Below are 12,785 nucleotides of genomic sequence, written 5' to 3' on the forward strand. Positions count from 1 at the left end.
GCTCAACCAACTTCCGACGCCGCTCGCGATAACGACGCCGGCGCGGCCGCCTTGCCGTAGTCGACGGGCGCATCGGCCGGGCGCGGCGTCTCGCCCGCGCGCTCGATCCAGCCGCCGCCCAGCGCGCGATACAGATCGACGAGGTTCGTCCAGCGCGCGAGCCGCGCGCTGATCAGTTGCTGCTGCGCCGAGTACAGATCCGTCTGCGCGGTCAGCACCGACAGATAGCTGTCGACGCCGTTCTTGTAGCGCAGGTCCGACAGATCGTAGCGGCGCTGCTGCGCATGCTCGTTGCGCTCGAGCGCCGCGATCTGCTGATCGTACGTGCCGCGCGCGGCGAGCCCGTCCGACACCTCGCGGAACGCGCTCTGGATCGCCTTCTCGTAGTTCGCGATCTCGATGCGCTTCTGCACGTGCGCGAGATCGAGGTTCGCGATGTTCTGCCCGCCTTCGAAGATCGGCAGCGCGATGCTCGGCGCGAACGACCACGCCGCCGTGCCCGCCTTGAACAGGCCGCCGAGCGTCGGGCTCGCGGTGCCGAACGCGCCCGTGAGCGAGATCTTCGGGAAGAACGCCGCGCGCGCCGCGCCGATGTTCGCGTTCGCCGCGCGCAGCGTCTGCTCGGCCTGCATGATGTCGGGGCGCCGCGTCAGCAGATCGGACGGCAGCCCGGCCGGGATGTCCGTCAGCAGGTTCTGCGCGTTCAGCGGCAGGCCGGCCGGCAGATCGTCGGGCAGCGGCTCGCCGATCAGCAGCACGAGCGCGTTGAGCGCCTGCGCCCGCGCGCGCGCCTGCGCCTGCTGGTTCGCGAGCGCCGTCTCGACGACCGTCTGCGCCTGCCGCAGATCGAGCTCCGAGCCGGTGCCGTTGTCGAACTGCAGCTTCGTCAGGTCGTACGACGCGCGCGCCGTCTTCAGCGTGTTCTGCGTGATCTGCAGCAGGTCGTCGGTCGACAGCAGCGTCAGATACTGATCGGCGACTTGCGCGACGAGCGAGATCTCCGCCGCCTTGCGCGCCTGCGCGGTCGCGAAGTATTGCGCGAGCGCCTGGTCCTTCAGGCTCTGCACGCGGCCGAACAGGTCGAGCTCCCACGACGCGGACACGCCGACGTTGTAGGTCCGCGTGATGAGCGGCTGGCCCGTCGTCGACACGCCGGCCGGATAGCGCTGGATCGTGCCCGTGCCGGTGCCGTCGAGCGTCGGGAACAGGCCCGCGCGCGTGATCTGATACTGCGCGCGGGACGCCTCGACGTTCAGCACCGAGACGCGCAAATCGCGGTTGTTCTTCAGCGCGATCTCGATCAGCCGCTGCAGGCGCGGATCGACGAAGAACTCGCGCCAGCCGATGTCGACGGCCGACTGGCCGTTCGCGCTGCGCGCGCCGGACGCGGCGCCCGGCTGCGCGGCGTAGACGCCGTCGGTCGGGAACGCGCCCGACACCGGCGCGGCCGGACGCTCGTAGCGCGGCGCGAGCGTGCAGCCCGCGGCGAGCAGGGCGACTGCGACGGCGGCTGCACGGACCGTCGTGCGTGCGATCGAAGCGGCGGCGAAGCCGCGCGCGCCGCGGTGACGACGGCGCGAGGCCGCGGCCCCATCGTGAGGAAAGCGATGCATCGTGTCGTTCATGGTTATCGAATGGCTGCGAGCAGTTGCGCGCGCTCGCTGCGCATCGCCGCGCCGTGATCCTTCGCGACGAACGTGTAGACGGTGGGGAGCACGAACAGCGTGAAGAGCGTGCCGACCAGCATGCCGGCCGACACCGTGATGCCGATCGCGAAGCGGCTCGCCGCGCCGGCGCCCGCGGCGAACACGAGCGGCACGAGGCCCGCGACCATCGCCGCTGTCGTCATCAGGATCGGCCGCAGCCGCACCGCCGCCGCGCGCTCGATCGCCGCGCGCCGGTCGAGCCCGTCGTGGCGCTGCAGATCGTTCGCGAAGCTGACCATCAGGATTCCGTGCTTCGAGATCAGCCCGATCAGCGTGACGAGCCCGATTTGCGTATAGATGTTGAGCGTCGCGAAGCCGAGGTAGAGCGGCGCGAGCGCGCCGCAGACCGACAGCGGCACCGAGACGAGGATCACGAGCGGATCGCGCAGGCTCTCGAACTGCGCGGCGAGCACGAGGAAGATCACGATCAGCGCGAAGCCGAACGTGACGGCGAGCCGGTTGCCTTCCTGCACATACTGCCGCGATTCGCCGAGCCAGTCGATCGAGACGCCGGGCGGCAGCTTCTGCGCCTCGAGGAACGCGACCGCCTCGCCCATCGTCACGCCCGGCGCGGGCACGGCGGAAAACGTCGCCGCATTCATCTGGTTGAACTGGCTGAGCGCGTTCGCCTGGCTGCCGTTCGTCACGTGGATCACCGTCGACAGCGGGATCATCTGGCCGGAACCCGTCTTCACGTAATAGCGGCTCAGCATCTCCGACGACAGCCGCTCGCCGCGCGACACCTGCGGAATCACGTCGTACGAGCGGCCCTTGAAATTGAAGCGGTTCACGTAGTTCTCGCCAACGAGCACGGCGAGCGTATCGGCGATGTCCTTCATCGTCACGCCGAGCGTGTTCGCCTGATTGCGGTCGATCGTCACGCCGACCGCGCGGCTGTCGAACGTCAGGTCGCTGTCGACGACCGCGAAGAGGCCGCTCTTTTGCGCCGCCGCCTTGATCCGCTCCATTTGCGCGTAGAGATCCGCGAAGCTCGACGGCGCGCGCAGCACCATCTGGATCGGCAGCCCGCCGCTCGACGCGGGCAGCGCCGGGAGCTGGAACGCGAACACGCGGTCGCCGCGGATCTCGTCGCCGCGCGCCTGGATCAGCGCCTGCAGCGCCGACGCGCTGCGCGCGCGCCTGTCCCAGTCGACCAGGTTCACGCCGGCGAAGCCGAGATTGCTGCCGCCGTAGCTGTTCAGGATGAAGCTCGTGTCGGCTTCGGGCAGCGTGCGGAACACGCGCTCGATGTCAGGCGCGTAGCGCTCCATGTAGTCGAGGTTCGCGTACTGCGGCGCCTTCACCGCGACCATGATCGAGCCCTGGTCCTCCTGCGGCGCAAGCTCGCGCTTCACGCCGGAGAAGAGCAGCACGATGCCCGCCAGCACGCCGGCGCCGATCAGCAGAATCGCGGGCCGCGCGGCGAGGCTCGCGCGCAGGCCGCGTCGATAGACGCGCGTGACGCGCTCGAGCGCGTGTTCGATCGCTTTCGCGACGCGGCCTTCGGACATCTTGCTCGTCAAGAGCAGCGAGCCGAGCATCGGCGACAGCGTGAGCGCGACGATCCCCGACACGAGCACCGCGCCCGCGAGCGTGAACGCGAACTCCTTGAAGAGCGAGCCGGTGAGGCCGCCCATCAGCCCGATCGGCGCGTAGACGGAAATCAGCGTGGCCATCATCACGAGCACGGGCGAAGCGATCTCGCGCGCGCCGATCAGCGCCGCGCGCACGGGCGGCTCGCCTTCCTCGATGTGGCGGTGGATATTCTCGACGACGACGATCGCATCGTCGACGACGAGCCCGATCGCGAGCACCATCGCGAGCAGCGTCAGCAGGTTCAGCGAGAAGCCCGCGGCAAGCATCAGCGCGGCCGAGCCGACGAGCGACAGCGGAATCGTCAGCACCGGGATGATCACCGCGCGAAACGAGCCGAGGAACAGGAAGATCACGACGACGACGATCGCGATCGCCTCGGCGAGCGTCGAGCGGACTTCGGCAATCGACGCGTTGACGAAGCGCGCGCCGTCGAACATGTTTGCGATCTGGATGCTCGCCGGCTTGTTGCGCTCCATCGCGGGCAGCACCGCGCCGACGCCGCGCACGATCTCGAGCGGATTGCCCGCGGGCGTCGCGTTGACCGCGATGTACACCGCGCGGCGGCCGTTCATCAGCGCGCTCGAGTTGTAGTTCTCGCCGCCGATCTCCGCGGTTGCGACGTCCTTCAGCCGCACGAGCCCGCCGCCGTTCGGCGCGTTTTTCACGACCATCTCGTTGAACGCGCCGACGTCGGTCAGATCGGTGTTCGCCGAGATGTCGGCGATCGTGAGCGAGCCCTTGACCTGGCCCGGCGCTGCCTGCACGTTGTTCGCGCGGATCGCCGCGGCGACGTCGCCCGCGGACAGCCCGTGCGCGGCGAGCCGCGTCGCGTCGAGCCAGACCCGCATCGCGAGGTTCTGGCCGCCGAGAATCTCGGCGGAGGCGACGCCCGGCACCGTCGTCACGAGCGGCTGCGCGACACGCACGACGTAATCGGTGATCTGCGGAATCGACAGCGTGTCGCTCGCGAAGCCGAGATACATCACCGCCGTCGGCGCGTCGGTGAGCTTCGTGATCACCGAATCGTACGCGTCGGCGGGCAGCTTGTACTTCACCTGCTGGACCTTGGCCATCACCTCGGTCATCGCGCGATCCGCGTTCGCGTTCAGGCGCAGCCGAGCCTTCACGACGCTCTTGCCCTGCGTCGTCGTCGACGTGATGTACTCGATGCCGTCGGCGGTCGCGATCGATTGCGCGATCGGCGTCGTCACGAAGCCCTGCATCAGGTCCTGCGACGCGCCGGGGTAATCGGTCTCGACGCTGATCGTCGCGCTCTCGAGCGCCGGATACTGGCGCACCGGCAGCGACATCAGCGCGCGCAGGCCGACGAGCAGGATCAGCAGGCTGAACACGAGCGACAGCACCGGGCGGCGGACGAACACGTCCGTGAAGCGCGCGCGCGCCGCGCCCGAATCGTGAGGTGCGCCGGCGTTCATTGCGCGGCTCCCGAGCCCGCGCCGTCGTCGAGCGCCACTTTCACCCTGTCGCCCGCCGCGAGCCGCACTTGGCCCGATGCGACGACGACGTCGCCCGGCCGCAGCCCGTCGGCGATCGCGATGCGGCCTTCGGCGCGCCGCCCGGTCCTCACCGGTTGCAGCCGCACGACGCCGAGCCCGTCGCGGCCCGGCTTGCCGACGACGAGCACCGATTCGCCGCGCTGCGACGTCTGCACCGCCGTGTCGGGCACCGTCAGCGCGCGCTCGCGCGGCGGCAATTCGAGCCGCGCCTGGATGTACATGCCTGGGCGCAGCAGATGATCGGGGTTCGCGAGCGTCGCCTGCACGGCGACGTTGCGCGTGTCGGCGCCGATTTGCGGCTCGATCGCGCTCACGCGCCCGATGAGCGCGCGATCCGGATACGCGTCCGTCGTGATCGATACGTTCTGGCCGAGGCGCAACTGGCTCAGGTTCTTCTGCGGCACCGTGAAGTTCGCGTACAGCGTATCGAGATCAGTGAGCGTCGCGATCGCGTCGCCCGCGCTCAGATACTGGCCGAGGTTCACGCGGCGCAGGCCGAGCACGCCGTCGAACGGCGCGCGCACCGCCTTTTGCGTGATCACCGCTTGCGTCTCGCGGATGTCGGCCGCGGACGCGTCGAAATCGAAGCGGTGCTGATCGAAGATGTTGCGCGGCTCCGCGCCCGTCTGCGCGAGCGCCTGCGACCGGTCGAGCTGGCGCTTCGCGTACGCGGCCTTCGCCTGGATCGATGCGAGCTTCGCGCGCTCCGGCTCGTCGAAGAGCTGGACGATCAACTGCCCCTTGCGAACCGTCGCGCCGGCTTCGAAGTGCAGCGCGACGATTCGGCCGGCCACTTCGGGCGCGAGCGTCACCTGGCGGACCGCGTCGAGCGAGCCGACCGCGTCGAGTGTCACGCGCTCGGGCGCGGCGCGCACGGCGACGGCCGAGACCGTCAGCACGGGCGGGGGAGCGGGGGGATGATCGGCGGCCTGCACGCGGCTTTCCCGCCACAGGAACAGCCCGCCGAAAATGAACGCCAACAGCGCCAATGCAAGCAATAGCCGACGGCCCATGGAAATCTCTCAGTCATTTTGTAAGAATCGCGGACATGATTTGTCTGACAACGCAATAAGTCAAGCATATCCTTTGTTTATTTGGGTGATTTGCCGGTGCGTATTGCAATATCATTGCATTGCACAAGTTCGACGTTTGATAATGCAGCGATGGACGATAATTTCTCAAAGCAGGAAATTCCGGTCTCCGAGCGCGTGCTGAACGTGCTGAAGCGGCGCGGGCCGCTGCAGGCGGCCGAGCTCGGCGCGTATCTCGGCACGACGGGCGAAGCCGCGCGGCAGCAATTGAAGAAGCTCGAGGCGGACGGGCTCGTCGAGGCGGAAAACGTGCCGCAGGGCGTCGGGCGGCCGGCGCGGATCTGGCGGCTCACGTCGCTCGGCCACGGCCACTTTCCGGACGCGCACGCGGACATGACGGTCGACCTGATCCGGATCATCCGCACGACGCTCGGCCAGCCGACGCTCGATCTGCTGATCGCCGCGCGCGAGACGGAGATGCGCCGCACGTACGCGCAGACGCTCGCCGGCGTGACGGACCCGGAGAAGCGGATCGCGCGGCTCGCGGAGCTGCGCGACCGCGAAGGCTATTTCGCCGAGTGGTCGCGCGCGCCGGACGGCGACGGCTGGCTCTTCATCGAGAATCACTGCCCGATCTGCGCGGCCGCGACCGCGTGCCAGGGGTTCTGCCGCTCGGAGCTCGAGATTTTTCGCGAGATGCTGGGCGATGCGCTGACGATCGAGCGCATCGAGCACATTCCGGCCGGCGCGCGGCGTTGCGCGTACCGGATTCGGCCGAGCGGCGCGAGGACGACGGACGAAGACGGGCGCGCGCGTGGCGAATGACCGGCTGGCTCTAGCGCGTCGCCGCGCGCAGGAACTGCCCCGAGCGCCGCGTCTCGCCGAAACCGTCGGCGAACGCGCCGTCGCGATACACGAGCTGCCCGTTGACGAGCGTCGCCGCGATCGCCGCGCCGCTGCGGTTCACGAGCCGCCGCAGCCCGCCGAACACGGCCATGTCCTCTTCGTAATAGGCGTCGACCGACGCGTCGAGATGCTCGGGATCGACGATCGCGATATCGGCGCGGTCGCCCGCGCGCAGCGTGCCGGCATCGATCCCGAAGTACGCGCCGAGCTCGCCCGTCAAGCGATGCACCGCCTGCTGCACCGACATGAACGGCCGTCCGGCGCGCTCGGCCTCGCGCACGCGGCGCAGGAAGCGCACGGGCGCGTTGTAGAACGCCATGTTGCGCAGGTGCGCGCCCGAATCGGCGAAGCCGATCTGCAGCGACGGATGCGTCGCGATCCGGTCGAGCACGTCCGCGCGGTGATTCGCGATCGTCATGCACCAGCGCAGCTTCTGTCCGTGCGCGACGACGAGATCGAGGAACGCGTCCGCCGGATGGATGCCGCGCTCGTCCGCGACCCGGCCGAACGACTTGCCGACCACCGACGCATCCGGGCAGCCGACGATCCGCGTGTCGTGCAGATCGCGCGTCCACAGCCGCAGGTCGAGCCCCTTGCCGACCTGCTTGCGGAACTCGCGCCGGTAGCCTTCGTTCTGCAGCAGCCGGTTGCGCTCGAGCGCTTCGGCGAGATGCAGCGCCGCGCGGCCCGCGCCGAATTCCTCGAAGATCACGAAATCGATGCCGTCCGCATAGACTTCGAACGGCACCGGCAGATGCTGCCAGACGAGCTCGCCGCGAAACAGCGCGTTCGCGAGCCGCACGCCGCCGAGCAGCACGTCGACGGTGCCGCGCGGCGCGGCCTTGCTGTCGGCCGCGACGAGGAGCGACGTGCGCAGCGGCTTGCGCACGAAGTAGCCGCAGCTCTCGGCCATGAAGAGCAGGCCGTTCAGCGGATTCGTCGTGTTCGGCGCGCTTTGCAGCACGCGGCCGCGGCGGCGCAGCACGCGATTGAGCCGACGGTACTCGCGCCACGTCGCGAACGTCGACGGCAGCGACTTCGACCGGTAGCGCTCGCCGTCGAGCTTGTCCCACGGCGTCGTCATCGACGACAGGCCGACGAAGCCCGCGTCGAGCGCGTCGCCGAGCAGCCGCTCCATCCGTTGCAGCTCGGCCTCGTGCGGCCGCACGCGGTCGTCGACCGCGCGCCCGAGGCCGAGCACGTGCGTGCGCAGGTCCGAATGGCCGAGGAACGCGGCGACGTTCGGGCCGAGCGGCAGCGATTCGAGATGGCGGACGTACGAAGCCGCAGTGTCCCAGGTCTTCACGCGCGACAGCACGGCGAGCATCTGCTCGCGCGGCAGCGCCTCGACGCGGCTGAAGAGGTCGGTGCAGTCGAGCGCGTTCGCGTGGACCGTCGACAGCGAGCACGAGCCGAGGAAGACGCTCGTCACGCCGTGCCGCACCGATTCGGGCAGCCCCGGCGACACGAGAATCTCGGCGTCGTAATGCGTGTGAATGTCGACGAAGCCGGGCATCACCCATTTGCCGGTCGCGTCGATTATGCTCGCGCCGTCCGCGGCGAGCGGCGCGTCCGACACGGTCGCGACGCGGCCGTCGCGTATGCCGAGGTCGCGCGTGCCCGGCTCGGCCAGCGTGCCGTCGAACCATAGGCCGTTGCGGATGATCGTGTCGTAGCGCGCCATCTTGGGGTGTCTCCGTATCGTTCTATGGACGGCCGGGCGGCGGCGAGCCGCAACGCGACGGCCGTCGTGCCCCGCTCAAACGTTACATTGATCGATGTCAAGATGAATTGCAAGCGAGCATTGCTTCGAATCGACGCATCGATTCGGCCCGGCTTCCGGGCGTCGGCGCGCGGCTCACGCCGCTGACGATCGCGCGGAACAGGGGCGCGGCACGATGGAGCCGTTGATCTCGACGCCCGTCGCGCCGCTCGATCCGATGCTCGGCAAGGTGATCTCGCATTTTCGCGATCGGCTCCGTCGATGTGGCGCGGGAAATCGCTCGATTGGCGCGGTCGCGCGCACCTCGTGCACGCATCGTACGCCATTGACGCACGTCAAGCAGCGACGCAACGGGCGCGCTACGTTGTGACGTATCGTGCGTGCGCTGCGGGGGACGGGATGAATGCTTCGACGATACGAGCGGCGGCGCGCGCGGCCGGCGCCGCGCTCGCGTGCGCGATCGCGGCGAGCGCTTCGGCACAGATCCATGTCGGCCACGGCGGCGGGTTTCACGGCAGCCCGCCGGGGCACGGCCATCCCGACTTCCACGGCCGCGACTTCGGCCACTTCGCGCCGCAAGAGAACCTCCGCTGGCGCGGCGGCCACTGGTCGCGCGGCTGGCACGGCGGGCGCTACGCGTGGTGGTGGGTGGTCGGCGGCGTCTGGTACATCTATCCGGCGCCCATCTATCCTTACCCCACCTACGTCCCGCCCGCGGTGGTCGAGCAGGAGCCGCCGCCCATGCCGAGCGGGCTGCCGCCCGCATCCGCGTGGTACTACTGCGCCGATCCGCAGGGCTATTTCCCGTACGTCGCGTCGTGCAACGTGCCGTGGCAGGCCATCCCGGTGCAGGCCGACGAGCCGGTGCGGCCGTGAGCGGCGGGCCGCGCGCGTGTGCTCAGCACTCGCCTTGCTTGAATGCGTCCAGCGACGATTTCATCTGCGCCTTGCCGGCTGTGCCGTCCGGCAGGGCGTCGACCTTTTGTTCGACGGCGGGCACGATGTTGCATCGCGGCCCGTTCTTGTTGACCAGGTTGTCATGGTTGCCGCTCTTTTCGGTGTACGTGTAGAAATCCTTCCCGCAATGAAAATGCGGTCGGGCCGAGCTCGTGACGTAGTCGCTGTTGCTGCAATACGCCTTCTTGAAGTTGGTGGACTTGGCGAATCCGGCGAGCGGAACGGCGGCGAGGACGGTGCAGATCAGCATGCGAGTGCGTGGCAGCATCGGGGGGGTTCTCCGGGGAAGGAACGTTCGACGGGCGGCCGTTCGCCTGCGGCGACGGGCCGGCGGCGCGGCAACCGGAAGGCGAGGCGGGTTGTGCGCAGCGCGCCTACGGTACGACGAATCGCGGATGCCGCGCACCTCCGCAATGCCGGCGGTGCCGACGGATCGAATGGCGCCGGCGATCGTTGCGGCTGGCGAAAGGACGCGCGAGGGCCAGCCGCGCGGGCCGATCGCGCAAGTTCCACTCGATTGACTACGGATTTGCACCAATCAGTGTGCGCGATCCGGCGCGATGTGGCCGACCGTTGATCGGCGTCAATCGCGTGCGCGGGCGATCGCCGATGCTCGGTGATGTACGTCGCGCGCCGCGTGCCGATGTGCGTTGTCGGCATTGCGGCGAATCCACGATTCCGGCGATGCCCGCGCATGCCGCCGGCCGCCCGGCGCCGCCCGCGAAACGTACGACCTATCGACAAGGAAAGACGATGATCCACGGATCGAACGAACTCTATGCGGCGATGCGGCAGCGCCGCGATCGCACGCCGCGCGCGCATCCCGCGGACAGCTATGGCGCGCCGGTGCGCCTGAAGAGCGGCATGGGCTGCACCGAATGCGGCGCGCTGTACGACGACGGCCGCTGGAGCTGGCACGCGACGGCGGGCGCGCTGCTGCAGATCGTGTGCCCCGCGTGCCGCCGGATCCGCGAGCGCGCGAGCGCGGGCGAGCTGGTGCTCGCAGGCGGCTACTTCGCGCGCCGCCGCGACGACATCGTCGCGCTGCTGCGCCGTCACGCGGGCGACGACCTCGGCGCCCGCCCGCTCGAGCGCCTCCTGTCGATCGACGCGCTGCCCGCGCGCATGGTCGTGCGCACGACGGGCTCGCATCTCGTCCACCGGCTGAGCGAGGCGCTCGTGCGCGCGCACTGCGGCGATCTCGAAATCGACTATCGTGAAGGAGAGGACGTGCTGCGCGCGCGCTGGATGCGCGAGACCGCATAGCGTCCGCAGCTTTCGATTCCCCCCGTATCGCACAACGCACGCCGAGGCATCCCGATGAAGAGCGAAACCGGATACTTGGGATTCGTCGTCGTGCTCGTGTTCATGGTGCTGCTCGCGCTGCAACTCGCGACGCTCAGCGCACCGGCGACGCAGATCGCGTACAGCGACTTCCGCAAGCTCGCGACGGCCGCGCAGGTCGACGATCTCGAAGTCAGCCAGACGCGGATCACGGGCGTGCTGCGCAACGCGGCCGCGGCGGCGGCGCTGCCCGCGTCCGACGCGGATGCGATCAAGCGCGCGGGCGCGCCGTGGCGCTTCTCGACGAAGCGCGTGACCGACGAGCGCCTGATCGACACGCTCGCTGCAACGGGCACCCGCTATCGCGGCGCCGACGACGACACGTGGATCGGCACGCTCGCGTCGTGGATCGTGCCGGTCGCGGTGTTCGCGCTCGTCTGGAACCTGATGCTGCGACGCCCGCGCGGCGGCCTGCAGGACTGGTCGGGCGTCGGCAAGAGCAAGCCGCGCGTCTACATGGAGGCGAAGACCGGCATCGATTTCGACGACATCGCCGGCATCGACGAGGCGAAGGCCGAGCTCCAGCAGATCGTCGCGTTCCTGCGCGCGCCCGCGCGCTACCAGCGGCTCGGCGGCAAGATCCCGAAGGGCGTGCTGATCGTCGGCGCGCCCGGCACCGGCAAGACGCTGCTCGCGAAGGCGGTCGCGGGCGAGGCGGGCGTGCCGTTCTTCTCGACGAGCGGCTCGTCGTTCGTCGAGATGTTCGTCGGCGTCGGCGCGGCGCGCGTGCGCGATCTGTTCGAGCAGGCGCAACAGAAGGCGCCGTGCATCATCTTCATCGACGAGCTCGACGCGCTCGGCAAGGTGCGCGGCGCGGGCCTCGCGTCGGGCAACGACGAGCGCGAGCAGACGCTCAACCAGTTGCTCGTCGAGATGGACGGCTTCCAGGCGAACTCGGGCGTGATCATCATGGCGGCGACCAATCGTCCGGAGATTCTCGACCCCGCGCTGCTGCGCCCGGGCCGCTTCGACCGGCACATCGCGATCGACCGGCCGGATTTGACGGGGCGCCGGCAGATCCTGTCCGTCCATGTGAAGCACGTGAAGCTCGCGCCGGACGTCGATCTCGGCGAGCTCGCGTCGCGCACGCCCGGCTTCGTCGGCGCGGACCTCGCGAACATCGTCAACGAGGCGGCGCTGCACGCGGCCGAGCTCGACAAGCCGGCCATCGACATGTCCGATTTCGACGAGGCGATCGACCGCGCGATGACCGGCATGGAGCGCAAGAGCCGCGTGATGAGCGAGCGCGAGAAGATCACGATCGCGCATCACGAGGCGGGGCACGCGCTGATCGCGCAGACCCGCGCGCACAGCGATCCGGTGAAGAAGGTGTCGATCATCCCGCGCGGCATCGCGGCGCTCGGCTACACGCAGCAGGTGCCGACCGAGGATCGCTACGTGCTGCGCAAGAGCGAGCTGCTCGACCGGCTCGACGTGCTGCTCGGCGGGCGCGTCGCCGAGGAGATCGTGTTCGGCGACGTGTCGACGGGCGCGGAGAACGATCTCGAGCGCGCGACCGAAATGGCGCGGCACATGGTTGCCCGCTACGGGATGAGCGAGCGGATCGGCCTCGCGACGTTCGGCGACGGAGAAGGGCCGGGGCTGCCGCCCGTCGTCTGGCAGCGCGGCGGCGAGCGCTGCAGCGAGAGCACCGCGACGCGGATCGACGACGAGATTCAGCGGCTCCTCGCCGAAGCGCACGATCGCGTGTCGCGAACGCTGAAGGAGCGGCGCGGCGCGCTCGATCGGATTGCGCAGTATCTGCTGAAGCACGAGGTCGTCGATCACGAGAAGCTCGTGAGGCTCGTCAACGACGAGCCGGTGCCGGAGGGCGATGCGGGCGGCGGCGCGGCGAAGCGCAGCGGCGAGAATCCCGAGCCGGCGAAGCCGCTGGCGGACGTCGGAAAAATCGGCGTCACCGACAAGGCCGACAAGGCCGATCAATCCGTGCCGCAGTGACGTCGCGGCGCTCGCGTCGTGCCGACGCGTCCGGCCGCGCGCCGGA

At 69.4% G+C, this 12,785-nt stretch carries 9 protein-coding genes; 4 read left to right on the plus strand and 5 right to left on the minus strand.

The annotated features are described in order from the left end of the window. Window positions 1-2: 2 nt before the first annotated feature. The 3 genes from oprB to WT16_RS29445 are packed head-to-tail and all read right to left on the minus strand — an operon-like array spanning window position 3 to window position 5,832. Window positions 3-1,625 (minus strand): efflux RND transporter outer membrane subunit OprB, encoded by a 1,623-nt coding sequence (oprB, locus tag WT16_RS29435; RefSeq protein ID WP_231892128.1) that lies wholly within the window; start codon window positions 1,623-1,625, stop codon window positions 3-5. A 2-nt stretch (window positions 1,626-1,627) separates the two neighbouring features. Next, on the minus strand, window positions 1,628-4,738 hold the full coding sequence (locus WT16_RS29440) for an efflux RND transporter permease subunit (RefSeq protein WP_015603649.1): 3,111 nt from the start codon (window positions 4,736-4,738) through the stop codon (window positions 1,628-1,630). Further along, complete coding sequence (locus WT16_RS29445; RefSeq protein WP_063534861.1) at window positions 4,735-5,832, minus strand: efflux RND transporter periplasmic adaptor subunit; 1,098 nt, start codon at window positions 5,830-5,832, stop codon at window positions 4,735-4,737. Before WT16_RS29445 ends, WT16_RS29440 begins: the two co-directional genes overlap by 4 nt. A gap of 150 nt (window positions 5,833-5,982) precedes the next feature. Here WT16_RS29445 and WT16_RS29450 point away from each other — a divergent pair, with 150 nt between their 5' ends. Continuing rightward, window positions 5,983-6,675, plus strand: coding sequence for a metalloregulator ArsR/SmtB family transcription factor (locus tag WT16_RS29450; protein ID WP_063534862.1), 693 nt, complete (start codon window positions 5,983-5,985; stop codon window positions 6,673-6,675). Between the two features lie 10 nt (window positions 6,676-6,685). On the opposite strand, the gene WT16_RS29455 is transcribed toward WT16_RS29450, so the two are convergent. Further along, window positions 6,686-8,440, minus strand: coding sequence for an amidohydrolase family protein (locus WT16_RS29455; RefSeq protein WP_063534863.1), 1,755 nt, complete (start codon window positions 8,438-8,440; stop codon window positions 6,686-6,688). 438 nt (window positions 8,441-8,878) lie between these two features. Between WT16_RS29455 and WT16_RS29465 the strand changes: the two genes are divergently transcribed. Continuing rightward, complete coding sequence (locus WT16_RS29465) at window positions 8,879-9,355, plus strand: hypothetical protein (protein WP_063534864.1); 477 nt, start codon at window positions 8,879-8,881, stop codon at window positions 9,353-9,355. A 22-nt stretch (window positions 9,356-9,377) separates the two neighbouring features. On the opposite strand, the gene WT16_RS29470 is transcribed toward WT16_RS29465, so the two are convergent. After that, window positions 9,378-9,686 (minus strand): hypothetical protein, encoded by a 309-nt coding sequence (locus WT16_RS29470; protein WP_063534865.1) that lies wholly within the window; start codon window positions 9,684-9,686, stop codon window positions 9,378-9,380. Window positions 9,687-10,189: 503 nt separating this feature from the next. On the opposite strand from WT16_RS29470, the gene WT16_RS29475 reads away from it, so the two are divergent. Next, entirely contained in the window at window positions 10,190-10,702 is a 513-nt protein-coding gene (locus tag WT16_RS29475) for a BCAM0308 family protein (RefSeq protein ID WP_059934813.1), read from the plus strand. A gap of 54 nt (window positions 10,703-10,756) precedes the next feature. Next, a complete protein-coding gene (ftsH, locus tag WT16_RS29480; protein WP_015603848.1) occupies window positions 10,757-12,739 on the plus strand; it encodes an ATP-dependent zinc metalloprotease FtsH in 1,983 nt (660 codons plus the stop codon). Window positions 12,740-12,785 lie beyond the last annotated feature (46 nt).

The sequence above is a fragment of the Burkholderia sp. MSMB1589WGS genome, from assembly GCF_001636105.1.
Lineage (GTDB): Bacteria > Pseudomonadota > Gammaproteobacteria > Burkholderiales > Burkholderiaceae > Burkholderia > Burkholderia humptydooensis.

What these genes read in the sequence shown, in the direction of transcription:
- WT16_RS29475 (WP_059934813.1), top strand. Translation starts at nt 10,190, where the DNA reads ATGATCCACGGATCGAACGAACTCTATGCGGCGATGCGGCAGCGCCGC.
- oprB (WP_231892128.1), bottom strand. Translation starts at nt 1,625, where the DNA reads ATGAACGACACGATGCATCGCTTTCCTCACGATGGGGCCGCGGCCTCG.
- WT16_RS29440 (WP_015603649.1), bottom strand. Translation starts at nt 4,738, where the DNA reads ATGAACGCCGGCGCACCTCACGATTCGGGCGCGGCGCGCGCGCGCTTC.
- WT16_RS29450 (WP_063534862.1), top strand. Translation starts at nt 5,983, where the DNA reads ATGGACGATAATTTCTCAAAGCAGGAAATTCCGGTCTCCGAGCGCGTG.
- WT16_RS29455 (WP_063534863.1), bottom strand. Translation starts at nt 8,440, where the DNA reads ATGGCGCGCTACGACACGATCATCCGCAACGGCCTATGGTTCGACGGC.
- WT16_RS29465 (WP_063534864.1), top strand. Translation starts at nt 8,879, where the DNA reads ATGAATGCTTCGACGATACGAGCGGCGGCGCGCGCGGCCGGCGCCGCG.
- WT16_RS29470 (WP_063534865.1), bottom strand. Translation starts at nt 9,686, where the DNA reads ATGCTGATCTGCACCGTCCTCGCCGCCGTTCCGCTCGCCGGATTCGCC.
- ftsH (WP_015603848.1), top strand. Translation starts at nt 10,757, where the DNA reads ATGAAGAGCGAAACCGGATACTTGGGATTCGTCGTCGTGCTCGTGTTC.
- WT16_RS29445 (WP_063534861.1), bottom strand. Translation starts at nt 5,832, where the DNA reads ATGGGCCGTCGGCTATTGCTTGCATTGGCGCTGTTGGCGTTCATTTTC.